The 14217-nt window shown below is 63.2% G+C and carries 17 protein-coding genes and 1 pseudogene; 10 read left to right on the top strand and 8 right to left on the bottom strand.

Annotation, left to right across the window (positions count from 1 at the left end; genetic code table 11):
- Nucleotides 1–42: 42 nt before the first annotated feature.
- Nucleotides 43–528: a Rieske (2Fe-2S) protein gene (locus tag C480_RS06570; RefSeq protein WP_006664837.1), complete on the top strand. Its 486-nt coding sequence runs from the start codon at nt 43–45 to the stop codon at nt 526–528.
- Here the strand turns inward: C480_RS06570 and C480_RS06565 are convergent, their stop codons facing one another.
- Together C480_RS06565 and C480_RS06560 are read right to left on the bottom strand one after the other, a co-directional pair.
- Nucleotides 529–903 carry a DUF7344 domain-containing protein gene (locus tag C480_RS06565; protein WP_006664836.1) on the bottom strand — a complete coding sequence of 125 codons (375 nt, stop codon included), beginning with the start codon at nt 901–903 and terminating at the stop codon, nt 529–531. It abuts the gene before it with no gap.
- Nucleotides 904–1199: 296 nt separating this feature from the next.
- Nucleotides 1200–1493, bottom strand: coding sequence for a transcriptional regulator (locus C480_RS06560; protein WP_006664835.1), 294 nt, complete (start codon nt 1491–1493; stop codon nt 1200–1202).
- Nucleotides 1494–1650: 157 nt separating this feature from the next.
- On the opposite strand from C480_RS06560, the gene C480_RS06555 reads away from it, so the two are divergent.
- The 4 genes from C480_RS06555 (at nt 1651) to C480_RS06540 (ending at nt 5585) form a co-directional block, all read left to right on the top strand.
- Nucleotides 1651–2622 (top strand): sugar phosphate nucleotidyltransferase, encoded by a 972-nt coding sequence (locus C480_RS06555; RefSeq protein ID WP_006664834.1) that lies wholly within the window; start codon nt 1651–1653, stop codon nt 2620–2622.
- A 99-nt stretch (nt 2623–2721) separates the two neighbouring features.
- Nucleotides 2722–3483, top strand: a complete 762-nt coding sequence (locus C480_RS06550) for an NfeD family protein (protein WP_006664833.1) — start codon at nt 2722–2724, stop codon at nt 3481–3483.
- 65 nt (nt 3484–3548) lie between these two features.
- Entirely contained in the window at nt 3549–4742 is a 1194-nt protein-coding gene (locus C480_RS06545) for an SPFH domain-containing protein (protein ID WP_006664832.1), read from the top strand.
- A gap of 204 nt (nt 4743–4946) precedes the next feature.
- Nucleotides 4947–5585, top strand: coding sequence for a winged helix-turn-helix transcriptional regulator (locus tag C480_RS06540; RefSeq protein WP_006664831.1), 639 nt, complete (start codon nt 4947–4949; stop codon nt 5583–5585).
- A 53-nt stretch (nt 5586–5638) separates the two neighbouring features.
- On the opposite strand, the pseudogene C480_RS06535 reads toward C480_RS06540, so the two are convergent.
- The 3 genes and pseudogenes from C480_RS06535 to C480_RS06525 all read right to left on the bottom strand — a co-directional run bounded on the left by C480_RS06535 (nt 5639) and on the right by C480_RS06525 (nt 7173).
- A pseudogene (locus tag C480_RS06535) lies at nt 5639–6138 on the bottom strand (HAD family hydrolase).
- Between the two features lie 77 nt (nt 6139–6215).
- Nucleotides 6216–6437 carry a DUF7123 family protein gene (locus C480_RS06530; RefSeq protein ID WP_006110412.1) on the bottom strand — a complete coding sequence of 74 codons (222 nt, stop codon included), beginning with the start codon at nt 6435–6437 and terminating at the stop codon, nt 6216–6218.
- Nucleotides 6438–6630: 193 nt separating this feature from the next.
- Entirely contained in the window at nt 6631–7173 is a 543-nt protein-coding gene (locus tag C480_RS06525) for a DUF84 family protein (RefSeq protein WP_006664829.1), read from the bottom strand.
- 215 nt (nt 7174–7388) lie between these two features.
- Here C480_RS06525 and C480_RS06520 point away from each other — a divergent pair, with 215 nt between their 5' ends.
- From C480_RS06520 to C480_RS06510, 3 genes are all read left to right on the top strand, one after another.
- Nucleotides 7389–8369, top strand: a complete 981-nt coding sequence (locus tag C480_RS06520; protein ID WP_006664828.1) for a transcription initiation factor IIB — start codon at nt 7389–7391, stop codon at nt 8367–8369.
- Nucleotides 8370–8472: 103 nt separating this feature from the next.
- On the top strand, nt 8473–9195 hold the full coding sequence (locus C480_RS06515; RefSeq protein ID WP_006664827.1) for a type I 3-dehydroquinate dehydratase: 723 nt from the start codon (nt 8473–8475) through the stop codon (nt 9193–9195).
- A gap of 149 nt (nt 9196–9344) precedes the next feature.
- A complete protein-coding gene (locus tag C480_RS06510) occupies nt 9345–9800 on the top strand; it encodes a DUF7575 domain-containing protein (RefSeq protein WP_006664826.1) in 456 nt (151 codons plus the stop codon).
- A gap of 49 nt (nt 9801–9849) precedes the next feature.
- Here the strand turns inward: C480_RS06510 and C480_RS06505 are convergent, their stop codons facing one another.
- On the bottom strand, nt 9850–11064 hold the full coding sequence (locus tag C480_RS06505; protein ID WP_006664825.1) for a 3-dehydroquinate synthase II: 1215 nt from the start codon (nt 11062–11064) through the stop codon (nt 9850–9852).
- Nucleotides 11065–11261: 197 nt separating this feature from the next.
- Between C480_RS06505 and C480_RS06500 the strand changes: the two genes are divergently transcribed.
- Nucleotides 11262–11849 (top strand): hypothetical protein, encoded by a 588-nt coding sequence (locus tag C480_RS06500; RefSeq protein ID WP_006664824.1) that lies wholly within the window; start codon nt 11262–11264, stop codon nt 11847–11849.
- Between the two features lie 30 nt (nt 11850–11879).
- Here the strand turns inward: C480_RS06500 and C480_RS06495 are convergent, their stop codons facing one another.
- Entirely contained in the window at nt 11880–12758 is an 879-nt protein-coding gene (locus C480_RS06495; RefSeq protein ID WP_006664823.1) for an HFX_2341 family transcriptional regulator domain-containing protein, read from the bottom strand.
- 125 nt (nt 12759–12883) lie between these two features.
- On the opposite strand from C480_RS06495, the gene C480_RS06490 reads away from it, so the two are divergent.
- Nucleotides 12884–13627 carry an HAD family hydrolase gene (locus C480_RS06490; protein ID WP_006664822.1) on the top strand — a complete coding sequence of 248 codons (744 nt, stop codon included), beginning with the start codon at nt 12884–12886 and terminating at the stop codon, nt 13625–13627.
- A 23-nt stretch (nt 13628–13650) separates the two neighbouring features.
- Here the strand turns inward: C480_RS06490 and C480_RS06485 are convergent, their stop codons facing one another.
- Nucleotides 13651–14190: a hypothetical protein gene (locus C480_RS06485; RefSeq protein WP_006664821.1), complete on the bottom strand. Its 540-nt coding sequence runs from the start codon at nt 14188–14190 to the stop codon at nt 13651–13653.
- Nucleotides 14191–14217: the final 27 nt, after the last annotated feature.

Here is a 14217-nt window from a genome sequence, read left to right as displayed (position 1 = left end):
GAGTCGAAACGTTGACCACGCGCCGCTCAAAACTGCGTACCGATGGGGATCGACGCCGAGCGGCGGATCGCAGCGCTTTCCGAGGTACCGACGAACTCGACGCTGTTGTTTCGGGTTGCAGAACGGACGCCGGACCGGTCGACCGAGCCCGCAAGCGGCAGTTGCACGACTGCCTCCGGAACCGAGCAGGAGGCGATCCTCGTCGCAACCGCAGCCGACTCCGGCGAGCGATCCGAGGTCGCCTGCTGGCTCAACTTCTGCCAGCACTTTACGCACATCAAACTCGACAAAGGCTCCGGTGCGGCCATGCGCAACGACGAACTGGTCTGTGAGAACCACGGGGCGTACTTCGAGGCTGACTCCGGACTGTGTACGTACGGTCCCTGCGAGGGCGCGACGCTCGCTGCACTCGACGTGACGGTCGCGGACGGAGCCGTCTACCTGACCGACGACGACTACGAGTTCGTCGGCCGCGGCCCGGTCGAGACGGACGACGATCTCACGTCGACCTCGAACGTCGAGTTCTAACTAGGGCGTTCGGATCGCGGTGGGGTGGACGAGGTCGCGTTCCTGGTCGTACTCGATGAGGCCGGCGTCGACGAGCCGCGGCAGATGGTCGTGATACAGGGAGATATACGTTTCCGCGACGCGATCGGCCGGGAGCTCGGCCACTGCCGTGTCAGTTTCGCGGACGGCAACCTCCTCTGCCACGTCGGGCAGGGTCAAATCGTCCTCGTAAGTGGTCATCACCTCGAGAAACAGGCGCCGTCGTTCGCTGGCGAGGAGTTCGAACGCGTCGTCGATGGCTGTCGGGTCCGTCAGGTCGTCGCGAGCCTCGAGCCAGTCGAGGGCTGCGAGGATGAACTCGGCGCAGTCGACGGCTGAGTGAGAGGTTGCAGTCATGTGTGATAGTGGGTGCTGTGAGTAGCGTGCGGTGGGTGTTCGTGTGTGGCCGTCTCCGCGGGCAGTCGCGGGGGGACCTCGCTGTGGGCAGTCGCATGGGTCCGATCTGAGCGGGAATCTCGATCGCGTGTTCGAGACTGTGTCCCCATTTCTCGGGCCCCCACTAAATATTAGTGTCGAAGTGAGGGTAGATTTTTCTCGATTCCTTATCTATCGTCCTCCGTGTGTGTTTCGAGCGCAGGCAGTGACGCGGTCTGGGCCGCGAACACTGTCCCTCGAGACGCTCAGCTACAGTGTCACGATTCGATCGTAAACGTCGGCTCCGTGACCGCCTCGCTCTTACAGGAGGGACACCGAGACGGACGATTCACGAGGTCGTCGAAACCCTCGAAGCCGCAGTCTCGACACTGCGGGGGTGCAACGAGGAATTGTTCGTCCGTTGGATCGACCGACCGAGAAACGTGTTCGACGTGTCGAAGTACCGCCTCCGGCGTCAGCTCGAGTTGCACTGCGAGTTCACTTGGCGTCGCTGGCTCGGCGCGAAGCGCGTCGGCGAGTCGCTGCCGGGTCGTTTCGTCGGCCTCTCGCATACGGACCGGTTCGCGCCCAACTGTTATCGGTTTGGCGCTCTCCTTACAGCGGCCCTCACTACTACTGGAAATAAGCGGTACCGCTAAATCGCCCGATAGAGTCGGGGTGTTTCATGAAAGGGTAAGTAACTTACATCCAGCAGATGAACACGCTCTCATGAAGGCCGTCGTCCTCGCGGGTGGCTATGCAACTCGCATGTGGCCGATCACGAAACATCGGCCCAAGATGTTCCTCCCGATCGGTGACTCGACCGTGATCGACCGAATCTTCGCTGAACTCGAAGCGGACGAGCGAATCGACGAGGTGTTCGTGAGTACGAACGAGCGATTCGCCGCCGACTTCGAGGCACACCTCGACGACAGCGAGTTCGACAAACCCCAACTCTCGATCGAGGACACGACCGAGGAGGACGACAAATTCGGCGTCGTCGGCGCGCTGGCCCAGTTGATCAACCGCGAGAACGTCGACGACGACCTGCTGATCATCGCCGGCGACAACCTGATCAGTTTCGATATCGACGACTTCCTCGATTACTTCCAGGAACAGGATGCGCCGACGCTCGCCGCCTACGATGTCGGTTCGCGGGAGAAAGCCAAATCCTACGGCCTGGTTGAACTCGAGGGCGACCGCGTCGTCGACTTTCAGGAGAAACCCGACGATCCGCGGAGTACGCTCGTTTCGATCGCCTGTTATGCGTTTCCACGGGATTCGCTTTCCTTGCTCTCGACGTATCTCGAGGAGGGGAACAACCCGGACGAGCCCGGCTGGTTCGTCCAGTGGCTCCAGAACCGCGAGTCGACGTACGCTTACACCTTCGAGGGTGCGTGGTTCGATATCGGGACGCCCGAGAGCTATCTCGACGCCGTCTCCTGGCACCTCGACGGCGAGTCGCTGATCGCCGATTCGGCGGCGCTCGAGAACGTCACGATCGGTGACAACGTCCACGTGATGGGTGACGTAACGCTTGAGGGTACGACGGTCGACCACGCCGTCATCTTCCCGTCGGCGACGGTCCAGAACGGCGATATCCGTCGGTCGATTATCGACGAGGGGACGTATCTCGAAGATCTCGATCTGGCAGGCGCGCTCATCGGGGCCCACACGACGATTACGAACGGTTCGCCCTAGTATTTAGCCCGCGTAGCACTCGTTTCCCCTGGTTCTGATGCAGGAGAGAAGCATGATCAGCAGTAAACATTTAATCGGGGTGAGCCCGTAGCATCAGCCATGCTTGATGCCCTTGCTGGGAACGCGCCGCTGTTGCTCCTGTCGGTGGGTCTCGTCCTCATGCTGCTCGAGGCCCTCTCCCCCGGGGCACATCTCATCGTTATCGGTGTCGCACTGGTCGGTGCAGGGCTGATCGGCGTCCTCTTCCCGGGGCCCCTGAACCTGTTCGTTCTGGCAGCACTGACACTCGGATTCGGGATCGTCGCCGCCTACATCTACAACGAGTTCGACTTCTACGGCGGGAAGGGGACGGCCCAGACGTCCGACTCCGATTCCCTGTCGGGCTCGACGGGCTACGTCACCGAAGCGGTCTCGACCCGTGGCGGCGAGGTGAAACTCGACGATGGTGGCTTTGCGCCGTTCTACAGCGCCCGGACGACCAGCGGCACGATCGAGGAGGGCGAGGAAGTCATCGTCATCGATCCGGGCGGCGGCAACGTCCTGACGGTCGAATCGCTCGGATCGATCGGCGAGGACGAAATCGATCGGGCGCTCGCGACGGAGTCGACGGATGCCGAACGCGAGGCGACCGAACCGGAAGCGGTCGACGATGACGGTACCGACGCTGGTACCGACACGGAGACGACGACCGGCGCGTCGAGTTCCGATTTCGAGGGCGATGACAATGACAATGGCGGTGGCGATAGAGAGAGTGATGGCAAGGACGAGGACAGTGTGGACGCCGAGACGGACACGCAGCCCCAGTCTCAGTCCCACTCATCCGTTCTCAACGAATCCCTCTCCGAAACAGACCACTCCTGAAGTGAGTTCGGCTTCCTTAGGTAAATACGGGAACACTTTTCCCGTCACCGCCACAAGGGCAGATTATGGTCGTAGAACTGTTCCCCCTGCAGACCGCCGGTGGTATTGCACTGTTCCTCGGTGCACTCGTCCTCGTCCTCGTCATCGCCGCACTTCTCAGTGCGATCGAGATCGTCGACGCGTACGAGAAACGAGCCCTCACCGTCTTCGGTGAGTACCGCAAACTCCTCGAACCCGGTATCAACTTCGTCCCGCCGTTCGTCTCGAACACCTACCGGTTCGACATGCGAACGCAGACGCTCGACGTTCCCCGCCAGGAAGCCATCACCCGCGACAACTCGCCCGTCACGGCCGACGCCGTCGTCTACATCAAGGTGATGGACGCCAAGAAGGCCTTCCTCGAGGTCGACAACTACAAGAAGGCCGTCTCCAACCTCGCCCAGACCACCCTCCGTGCCGTCCTGGGCGACATGGAACTCGACGACACGCTCAACAAGCGCCAGGAGATCAACGCCCGCATCCGCCAGGAACTCGACGAACCCACCGACGAGTGGGGGATCCGTGTCGAGAGCGTCGAAGTCCGCGAGGTCAACCCCTCGAAGGACGTCCAGCGCGCGATGGAGCAACAGACCTCCGCCGAGCGTAAGCGCCGCGCCATGATCCTCGAAGCACAGGGTGAACGCCGCAGCGCCGTCGAGAAGGCAGAAGGTGACAAACAGAGTGAGATCATCCGCGCACAAGGTGAAAAGCAGAGCCAGATCCTCGAAGCGCAGGGTGACTCCATCTCGACCGTCCTGCGCGCTCGCTCGGCCGAATCCATGGGCGAACGCGCCGTCATCGACAAGGGCATGGACACGCTCGCCGATATCGGCCAGGGCGAGTCCACGACGTTCGTCCTCCCGCAGGAACTCTCCTCGATGCTCGGGCGCTACGGCAAACACCTCTCCGGCAGCGACGTCAAGGAAGACGGCACCGAACTCGAGAGCCTCGGATTCGACGAGGAGACTCGCGAACTGATCGGTCTCGACGATATCAGCGAGATCATCGGCGAGATCGACCAAGAGGCCGATATGGACGTCGAGGCGATGGAACAAGAAGCACAGGCGATCAAGGAGGGCCAGGACCCTGCCAGCATCTCCGACCCCGACGATGTCATCGAAGAGATGGACCAGGAGTTCCAGGAAGGCCAGACCGACGGCGGCGCTCCTGTAAGCGAGAGCGACTCATCGGAAACGGACGATTCAGCGACGACTAACTGATACCTAATCGCTGACTCGCTCCCGTTTAACCCACACAACCCGCGGCAATCCAAACTGAACTCGGGCAGCTGCTCCGAGTGCAACCGACTTTTTCGTCCCGCCCGAGACGCAACCGCTTCAGAAACGAGACTGTCTTCACTTTCAATTCGAGTGAGGGAGCGAAACCTGTTTTACGGTACAGGTCCTTTCGGACGATAGACACTCATGACATCGTCCGACGGGGTCGACGACGAGAAACGAGCCACCTTGCGCCGCTTTGCCGCCGTTGGTGCTGCTTCCCCGCTTGCTGGCCTCTCCGAGACGGCGTCGGCTGAAACGGGCGATAACGACGCTCGCGACGCGATCACCGGCTACCTCTCGACGACACCCGGTGCACACTTTTCGAAAATCCGGGACGATCTCCAGCTCGGAACCGGCGAAACCCAACACCACCTGCGTCACCTGACGGACGCCGGAACCATCGAACGCTACCGAGATGGCGACTACAAACGGTTCGTCCTCGCAAACCGTTTCGACGAGTTCGAAAAACACGCACTCGGCTACCTTCGCCGCGAGACTCCTCGCGGCATGCTCGTCGAACTCCTCTCGGACCCGGACGCGACCGGCGGCGACCTCGCGGACGCACTCGCCGTGTCCGCCCCGACGGTGAGCAAGTACGCGGGTGAACTCGAGGAGGCGGGATTGCTCTCCCGCGAAGGTGGCTATACGGTCGAGCGCCCGACCACGGTGCTCCTGCTCGTCGTGCGCCACGCGGACTCGTTTGGCGAGCGAGCGATGCGACTCGCGCGGAACGCGGATCAACATCTGGCCTATGACTATGCGGGCGATGCGCGCGAGTTCTAACCGGCACGTGCTGACTCGAATCGAGTTCGCACTCGGCACTCGGCACTCAGCGCTTAGCGGTCGAGTTCATCGAGTAGCGTCGACAATTCGGTCAGTGAGTCGAGTTCGTAGGTCGCGTCGGCGGGACAGTCGAGTTCGCGATTGTGCTGGCGGCGAACGAACGCGGTCTCGAGGCCGGCAGCGGTGCCGGCGATGACGTCTTTCTCGAAGTCGCCGACGTAGAGTCCTCGCGGGTCGTCGTCGATGCCCAGTGTTGCGAGGGCATCTTCGATGTAGTAGGGATTTGGCTTTCGGCGGCGGTAGCCGTCGATGGTCGGGTCGCGCCCGCGGACGACATCGAACCCCAGAATCGGTCGGGATCGATACCGAGTGCGGTGCAGTGCTCCGAGAGGTGGGTTGTATCGTGTCGTTGCAGCTCGCGGCGCTGGGCGGGTGACGGTGTGGCATCGAGTTCGGCGAGGGCGGCGTCGACGGCGTCGGCGTACACCTGAGGGCTGGTTCGCGGGCCCTCGAGAATGATGCCGTCCATATCGAAGAGGATCGGGAGTGGCATTCGGTAGTAACGAGGTGGACGGAGGAGCGAATAAAGGCGAGGGAAACAGGTGTCCCGTGGGCGGTGAGGTGGCAGCCTTAGAGACTGACCTTCCAGGTGGTGCTCGAGGAGTAGCCCCACTTCTCGATTTCGACGTCGCAGTTGCCCTCCTGCAGGGCGCTGATGTTCGAGCCGACCTCTTTTGCGGTCATGCCGAGTTCCTGTCCGATGAGTCGGGATTTGAAGTAGGTTTTCGTGGCCGCGTGTTCCCGGAAGTACTGCAGGATCTGGCGTTGTTTGCTCGTGAGGTCGGGGGCCATTGCGGTGCTCATACTACTCGGCACGGCGGTGATTCCCTTAGGGGGTTTGGTACGTGAAGTTAACCCGCCGCCTGCATGCGGTTTCAGGGGGAAGTAATCGATCGATAATCGTCTCGAAAGGGGAAGTTGGTACGGCCAGTTAATACGTTCAGCGCGTTGACTCTCCGGCGTGACTGACCATCAGGTTCATGGGCTACTCTCGATCGTAGTAGCCGGTCAGAAACGGTCCGAACGCACACGCGACGCCCTCCCCGAGCGCCTGCGTTCGGTCGGTGAGGCCGTCGGTTAGGACGCCGGCAGCACCTTCGGTTTCGGCGACGCCGGTCGTATCGAGCAGGTCGTCCATCACCGGGCCGAGTTCGTCGCCGGCTTCGAGACGACCGGTCACGTCGTCGGGGAGGCGCAGTGACGGGCCGCTACCGACATTCGTGTCAGTACCATCCGTGACGGCTGCCCACATGATCAGCGAGAGGCCGTCTGTGCCGTCAAACCGGGCGACGCCGCCTTCCAGCCCGACGCCGTAGTCGGGCGTCTCACCGTCCGATTCGTCCGCCAGCGCCCGGTACGCACGGCGAGCGCGGTTGCGCGCGCCGGTAATCGTCTCCTCGACCGACCAGGGCTGTTCGGAAACGCCGGAATCGACCGCGACGGCCGTAACTGTCGGCTCGAACCGCTCGAGCGTCCGTTCGACGGCCCCGATTTTGACCGGATTCGTGCTGCCAACGGCGACGTTCATGGCCGGCAGTGAGGGCCGTTCGTACTTGGCTCGGCCGGTTCGATTCGGCCGCTCGTTCTATCGTCATCTATCATCCCTGTTCGGACGAATTACGCGTTTTCGAGCGGTATCGAGCGCAGATTCCGAAATCCTTAACCCGTGTGTCCCGGAACGGGGTAGGTAACGAATCCGTCCGGGCTTTTGCAATCGCCTGTCCGGGCAGTATTTGCCACCGTATGACAAACACATCATCAAACACGAGAGTACGGCGTAGCGAACAAGAGACGGCCGAACAGGAGACCGAAACCGAAGAGAGCGACCTGGTCTGTCCGGAGTGTGCAGGCAACCTCGTCGTCGACGACGAACACGGCGAAACCGTCTGTGAGGACTGTGGGCTCGTCGTCGAGGAAGACTCCGTCGACCGCGGCCCCGAGTGGCGCGCCTTCGACGCCGCCGAGAAAAACGAGAAGTCCCGCGTGGGCGCACCCACGACGAACACGATGCACGACAAGGGGCTCTCGACGAACATCGACTGGCGCAACAAAGACGCCTACGGGAACTCACTTGGCTCGCGCCAGCGCGAGAAGATGCAGCGCCTGCGCAAGTGGAACGAACGCTTTCGCACCCGTGACTCCAAGGAACGCAACCTGAAGCAGGCGCTGGGCGAAATCGACCGCATGGCCTCCGCACTGGGACTGCCGACGAACGTCCGCGAGACAGCCTCCGTTATCTACCGACGCGCACTCGACGAAGACCTCCTTCCCGGCCGCTCGATCGAAGGCGTCTCGACCGCCTGCGTCTACGCCGCCGCTCGCCAGGCCGGCGTTCCCCGCTCGCTCGACGAAATCGCCGACGTCTCCCGCGTCGAGAAAAACGAAATCGCTCGCACCTACCGCTACGTCGTTCGCGAACTGGGACTCGAAGTCCAGCCCGCAGATCCCGAGAGCTACGTTCCGCGATTCGCGTCGGGACTCGACCTCTCCGACGAAGCCGAACACCGCGCTCGCGCACTCCTCCAGAACGCCAAGGAAAAGGGCGTCCACTCCGGCAAGTCCCCGGTCGGACTCGCCGCCGCGGCCGTCTACGCCGCCGCACTGCTGACCAACGAGAAGACCACGCAGGCCGCCGTCTCCGACGTTGCGGACATCTCCGAAGTGACCATCCGGAACCGCTATCACGAACTCCTCGAAGCCGAGGAAACGCTCGGACTGGCGTAATCGGTCTCTCCTGACTCGGTCGGCAGCAACGTTGCATCAGCGCCTCCCTCGCAACACTCGCCGGACCGACACCGTTTTTCTCACGCTCGTCTACGTTTCCGGTATGGGTCTCGAGTTCGATTCGTTCACGCTCGCCGCGTCGACTACCGATCTCAGCGAGGAACCGGCCGCCCGCGAGTTCGCCGACGCGATCGAGTTCAGAATGGATCTGGCGAGCGAGCCGGTCGCCGCGCTCGAGGCGTACGACGAGCGGGTCGCGTCCACGCCCGATGCAATGCCGATTCTCGCCACGAACCGGGCCGCGTGGGAGGGCGGCGAAGCGACTGACGATGGCCGACTCGAGACGCTTGCCGCGGCGACTCGCTTCGACGCCGTCGAGGCGATCGATATCGAACTCGAGTCGCTTCGGGCGGGTGCGACGGCGGCGACTGACGCCCGCGAAGCGGCACGAGAACGCGACGTGAGCGTCGTCGTTTCGGCCCACGACTTCGAGGCGACGCCGCGTGCCGTCGAGATGCGTGAGACGCTTACCGAGGCTTGCGAGTACGGCGACGTGGGAAAACTCGCCGTAACGGCTACCGATCGCGAGGATGCGCTGGCGGTGCTCACGGTGACACACCAGCTTACTGCCGCCGGACACGACGTGGCAACGATGTCGATGGGCGAGGCCGGCAGCCACACCCGGGCCGTCGCCCCGGTCTACGGCTCGCGGATCGGCTATGCTCCAGTCGTCCCCGAGCGGGCGACGGCACCGGGGCAGTACGACCTCGAGACGCTCGCCGAACTCGTCGAGCGACTGCAAGCGGATGGCCCCTCGACTGCGTGAACTGACTCGTTTCGTTGCTCGAGCGGGACGATCTGGCTGCAGGGATCTCCATTTCGTCTGGAGAGTCCGTTTTCAGTGACCGTCTCTCGCGCGTGACTACTGAGACGAATCGGAATGTTAAGGGGCTGGCACTCCGAGGACTAGGTACGATGACTTGGCTTCGTGCGCTCGTTATAGGTGGGCTCTCTCTTCTCGTCCCTGGAGCCGGCCACGCGCTGCTTCGGGACTGGCTTCGCGCGTTCGCCTTCGGAGGGCTGTTTATCGCTGCGGGACTGTTCTTCCTACCGACAGCAGAAATCGCTGCGGCTGATTCGTTCGCCGATAGTATGACGATCGCAACCCAGGAAACCGAGCGGATCACCCAGTTCCTCTTCTCGTTTATCGCGCTGTTCGCCGCGATCGACGCGACCTTCCGCGCGCTGGGAGTCCCTCCCGGCCGGGGTAGTAACGACGCGGACGGGCCAACCTGTCCAACCTGCGGCAAAGAACTCGACGAGGACCTGTCGTTCTGTCACTGGTGTACGACCCGACTCGAGTCGCCGCCCGCCAGTGAGGGCGAGACGGCGGGTGCTGTCAACGCGACGGACGAGTCTCGAAACCACTGAGTTGCTGAACAACGACTGACGATCACCAAACGACGATCGCCGACCCCGGCTACTTCTCGATAATACTCTCCTCGACCGCTTCCCCGAAGTGGCGAGCGGTATCCTCGTAGTACAGGAGGAGTTCGTCGCCGGCCTCGAGTTCAGTCACCGCCGTCCGTCCGGTCGCCGTTGCTACCTTGATCGTCTCCGCGTTCTGGAGGAGCGTCTCGATCCGGTCGCCCTCGTCCGTCTCTAGGGCGACGCGGAACATCGGACGCTGCTCGATCTTGACGCGGCCGACGATGGCCTCGCGCGTGTTCCCGTCCGTATCGACGATCTGGACCTCGTCGCCGCTCTGGAGTTCCGAGAGGTACTTCGTGCCGCCGTCGGGCGTGCGAACGTAGGCGTGAACCGCCCCCGCGTTGACCCGGAACGGACGCGAGGCCACGTATGGCGAGTCGGCCGTTTCGGCGTGGACGAAGACTAGCCCGCGGCTCATCGAGCCGACGAGCATCCCCTCGTCGTGTTCGAGCAGGCTGCCGGTGTCGACGCAGACCCGGTCCGCGCTGCCGATCTGCTCGACGTCGAGCACCTCGGCGAACTCGAGGTCGAGCGACTCGCGTTCGGCCTCGTCGCGGACTTCGACGGTTCGTCTGATCTCGTCCGGATCGTCCGAATCGAGGAGAACGGCGTCGGAACCGAGTTCGAGCGTTTCGAAGGCGGTCTTTGCCTCTTCGGCGGAGGTCACGCCCGCGACGAGGTCGGTCTCGTCGCCGATGCGGGCGATCAGGTTCTCGAGCGGGATGATCGTCCAGTCCTCGCCGATGACGATCGTGTACTCGCCTTCCTCGGCGGCCGTTTCGGCGAAGGCTTCGTACTCTGTATCCAGGATTCGGACGTACGCGCCGCGGTCGAGGTCGCCGTTCCGCCGAAGCGTCGAAAGGTCGGCCGAGCCCGAGAAGTCGTTCGGGAGGTCGATCGTCGCGTCGCCCTCGCCGTTCTTGCCGACGATAATCGCGTCGGGATCGGCTACTGAACTCGCGGCGAGTTCAGCGTCGCCGTCCGCGTCGGTGTCGTCGGTCTCGGCGTCGTCGACCAGCGTCACGTCGCCATCGGTTCGGAACGCGGCGACGTTGATATCGCCGAGTTCGCGCGCGCGTTCGACGTCGTCCTCGTCGACCAGCACCCAGTCCGCGCCGGCCTCGAGCGCGGCGGTGATCCGCGCACGACGGTCGTTCCAGTCGCCGACGGTGTCGTCGGCTTTGATCCAGACGGATCGTGTCATGACTCGACGGTCAGTGGGAACCGGCTTGAACGTGGCGGATCTGGCAGGCGATGACGACAGTACGACACCCTCACGGCGATCGGCGAGGTTGCGTCGCTCGTCACAGTTGTCATAATCATAGCAATAGTATCGATAGTAACAATGGTAACGATACTTTCTTAGAAGTGAATAATATCCGGTCGGTACTGCGTTTTTGTATGGGTCAGCGTCAGTTCAAACCCGAAGAAACGGCGGAGTCGGTCTCCGTCGAGCAGGCAGTGAGTCGTCTCAATGTCGACGCGCTCGGCGAGGTTGCTGGGACTGCGTTCGACCATGCGGGAGAACTGGCCGCATTCGAGTTCGGTCACACCGCCGCCGTCCTCGGTGCGATTCGACTCGCGAGTCGGCGCAGTCGACACGCGACGCTCGAATGTGAGCGGCTCGCGGCCGTATTCGATGTCGACCCCGATTCGATTCGGGGAGCCGACGCGATGATTGCGAGCCATCTGACCCCACCCGCTGACGCCGCGGAGATCCGTACGCTCCGCCGGCACCTCATCGTGACGGAGGAACTGCTGACTGCGGTCCGGTCCGCGACGCAGCCCCGTCCGAACTGCCGCCCTGCACTCGCTGCTGCTGCGCCCTGGCTCCTCGGCCGGGCAGAGCGAGCGACTACGTGCTCCGATGACGCCGCAATCGGACTCGACGAACGAGCCCTTCGCACCCACGCCGCCCGCATCCGACGCGATCTCGAGCTAGCTCGGCTCGGGACGAAACTCCACGCGCTGGTCGTCGAAGAGCGCTAAGCCGTCCGGCCGTTTCGTTTTGCCGCTGTCTCACTCCCCGTTGACCGCCGAGAGCTTGTGTTTGAACGCGCGGTAGGCGTTGTCTCCTTGCTCCGTGAGAGAGACGACGCGACGGCGGCCGACCGACTCGATCGTGACGTACCCGTCTGCCACTAGCGGGTCGAGAACGTGCGTATCGAGGACGCGAAAGGCACCCTTGTCCTCGCCGGCTCGCTCCTCGGGCGACTGGCGATCGGCCATGAACGAGAGCCCGCGATCCCGCGCGAACTCGATGAGGTCTTTCTTCTTCGGCGGCGCGGTCCGATCCGCGTGGAACCCGTCCCACTCGCTCGGATCGCGGAGAAACCCGAGAATCGCAACCTGGTCGGGCGTCGGCGAGTCGACCGGATACGTCGGCAGCCGTTCGACCGCGGCGATGCCGGTCGAGGCCGGTTCCCGTCTGCCGTCGTGGGCGTAGGATTCTGGTTCCACGTAGTACGCTCGCGCGTCGGTCGAGCCGTCCATACACGCGATCGTCGCCCCGATCGCGGCGATCGTTCCCGCACCGGAAACGTTCACGGAGACGTCGTCGTCCGGATGCTTCGAGGCGATCGTCGTCACGGCCCCCAGCACGGCGTACACGTCCGTCAGATCGCACGCCCACGTCCGCACTTCGGGAACGATCGCGTCGAGTTCGTCGCGCAGGTCGGCGTGATAGGTCGGCTGGGAACGATCCGCCGTCCGTCGCTCGGAGTCCTCGGAATCCTCGGCGACCTCGGTGTCCGCCGCCACTTGGGTTCGAGATTCATCGGTGTCCGCAGTCGGTTCGAGCAGATAGACCAGGTCGGCCCGCTGGGTCCGGATCGGCTCACAGATCCGATCGTACTCGTAGCCGAGCGGCACGATGTGAACTCGTTTCACTACGTCCATACGCTGACGAGACGTGGCGTCGAAATAACACCTGTTGTCTCGAGATTTTCAGCGCCGTGATCGGTTCCGCTCTCCGGTGACGGACGGCGAAACGTTGAGAACGGTCGCGTTCCTACGAGGGATAGATGGCCGCCTACGATGCGATCTGTTTCGATCTCGATAGAACTCTTTGCGAGGCGACGCAGGATCCCGAGACCGTGCTCGCGTCGACGTTCGATCGCGCCGGCGTCGATCCGTTCTGTACGCCGGCTGACCTCAGGGACGCGATTCCGGCGCTGCCGACGACCGGGACGGCTCGCGAGTTCTACGAGGAGCTGTTTACGGAAGTCGTGGCCCGGACTCGGACGCCGACGAGTTCAGAAGGCGGATCTTCGCCCGGTCACGACGCCGCAGCGCGGCTCGCCGAGTCGTATCTCGAAATCCAGGATCCGACGGCCGTCCGCTTTCGCCCCGGTGCGAAGGCGGCCCTCGAACGCGCTCGCGACCTGGGACACGTCGGACTCATCACGAACGGCGGCCGGGAAACACAGACGCAGAAACTGCGAGCCTTGGGCATCGAGGACGCATTCGACGTTCGCGTCTTTACCGATCCGGACGCCGGAATCTTCCCCAAACCCGACGCGGCTCCCTTCGAACACGCCCTCGCGGCGCTCGAGGCGACGCCGGAAACGGCGATCCACGTCGGCGACTCGCTTCACGCCGACATCGGCGGTGCCAACGCGATGGGCCTCGATTCGGCCTGGGTTGATATCGACACCGAAACCCAGAACGAGCGCACAACACGACGCGACGGCCCAACGGCACACGAACGCAAGCTTCAACCGACGTACGAACTCTCCTCGCTGGAGACGTTCGAAACGATCCTCTGAAGCCTTCGTGAGACGCCGCCCCGTTACGCTGTATTCGACTCCAGAAGATCCGTGTGAACGACCGCCCGATACTGGCTGTCGGTCGCATCCTGGAGGCGTTTGAGCAACGCCGCCGCGTCGGCGAACGTCTCCGGAAGGTCGAAGGGGTCGTCCGCCTCGTCGTCGCGCTGCTTGCAGAGTTTCGTGAACGCGAGCAGCGTCTCGTCCGTCCCGGGCAGGGCGTAGACCGTGGCGATATCCGTCGTCACCTGGTCACGCCAGTGATCGACCACGGACTCGGCTTCGCGCCGCGTCTGTCGCTTTTGCTCGACGAGTTCGGTCGCGTCGATGTCGGCATCACCGAGCACGTCGTCGAAGACGTCCTGGAGTTCGTCGGTCTCTTCTTCTATATACGGCGCGTCGGCTTCGGCCTCGATCAACTGGGCGAAGGCCTCCAGTTCGTCCCGCCTGACGGCGACGGGATAGACGAACTCGTGGGTGTCCTTCGGCAGCGTATAGGAGTTGCCTTCGGTCCCCTGTTCGCCGGGGCCCGACTGGCCCAGCATCAACTCGAGTAGTCCCATACCTAAAACAGGTAGCGAGAGGCGAAT

This window comes from Natrialba aegyptia DSM 13077 (assembly GCF_000337535.1).
In the GTDB taxonomy this organism is placed as follows: domain Archaea; phylum Halobacteriota; class Halobacteria; order Halobacteriales; family Natrialbaceae; genus Natrialba; species Natrialba aegyptia.
The sequence above is the reverse complement of the archived record's forward strand: the minus strand, read 5'-3'. Positions and strand labels throughout refer to the sequence as shown.

What these genes read in the sequence shown, in the direction of transcription:
- C480_RS06505 (WP_006664825.1), bottom strand. Translation starts at nt 11,064, where the DNA reads ATGACACGATCCGTCTGGATCAAAGCCGACGACACCGTCGGCGACTGG.
- C480_RS06550 (WP_006664833.1), top strand. Translation starts at nt 2,722, where the DNA reads ATGCTTGATGCCCTTGCTGGGAACGCGCCGCTGTTGCTCCTGTCGGTG.
- C480_RS06525 (WP_006664829.1), bottom strand. Translation starts at nt 7,173, where the DNA reads ATGAACGTCGCCGTTGGCAGCACGAATCCGGTCAAAATCGGGGCCGTC.
- C480_RS06520 (WP_006664828.1), top strand. Translation starts at nt 7,389, where the DNA reads ATGACAAACACATCATCAAACACGAGAGTACGGCGTAGCGAACAAGAG.
- C480_RS06530 (WP_006110412.1), bottom strand. Translation starts at nt 6,437, where the DNA reads ATGGCCCCCGACCTCACGAGCAAACAACGCCAGATCCTGCAGTACTTC.
- C480_RS06510 (WP_006664826.1), top strand. Translation starts at nt 9,345, where the DNA reads ATGACTTGGCTTCGTGCGCTCGTTATAGGTGGGCTCTCTCTTCTCGTC.
- C480_RS06555 (WP_006664834.1), top strand. Translation starts at nt 1,651, where the DNA reads ATGAAGGCCGTCGTCCTCGCGGGTGGCTATGCAACTCGCATGTGGCCG.
- C480_RS06560 (WP_006664835.1), bottom strand. Translation starts at nt 1,493, where the DNA reads ATGCGAGAGGCCGACGAAACGACCCGGCAGCGACTCGCCGACGCGCTT.
- C480_RS06540 (WP_006664831.1), top strand. Translation starts at nt 4,947, where the DNA reads ATGACATCGTCCGACGGGGTCGACGACGAGAAACGAGCCACCTTGCGC.
- C480_RS06495 (WP_006664823.1), bottom strand. Translation starts at nt 12,758, where the DNA reads ATGGACGTAGTGAAACGAGTTCACATCGTGCCGCTCGGCTACGAGTAC.
- C480_RS06565 (WP_006664836.1), bottom strand. Translation starts at nt 903, where the DNA reads ATGACTGCAACCTCTCACTCAGCCGTCGACTGCGCCGAGTTCATCCTC.
- C480_RS06485 (WP_006664821.1), bottom strand. Translation starts at nt 14,190, where the DNA reads ATGGGACTACTCGAGTTGATGCTGGGCCAGTCGGGCCCCGGCGAACAG.
- C480_RS06545 (WP_006664832.1), top strand. Translation starts at nt 3,549, where the DNA reads ATGGTCGTAGAACTGTTCCCCCTGCAGACCGCCGGTGGTATTGCACTG.
- C480_RS06570 (WP_006664837.1), top strand. Translation starts at nt 43, where the DNA reads ATGGGGATCGACGCCGAGCGGCGGATCGCAGCGCTTTCCGAGGTACCG.
- C480_RS06490 (WP_006664822.1), top strand. Translation starts at nt 12,884, where the DNA reads ATGGCCGCCTACGATGCGATCTGTTTCGATCTCGATAGAACTCTTTGC.
- C480_RS06515 (WP_006664827.1), top strand. Translation starts at nt 8,473, where the DNA reads ATGGGTCTCGAGTTCGATTCGTTCACGCTCGCCGCGTCGACTACCGAT.
- C480_RS06500 (WP_006664824.1), top strand. Translation starts at nt 11,262, where the DNA reads ATGGGTCAGCGTCAGTTCAAACCCGAAGAAACGGCGGAGTCGGTCTCC.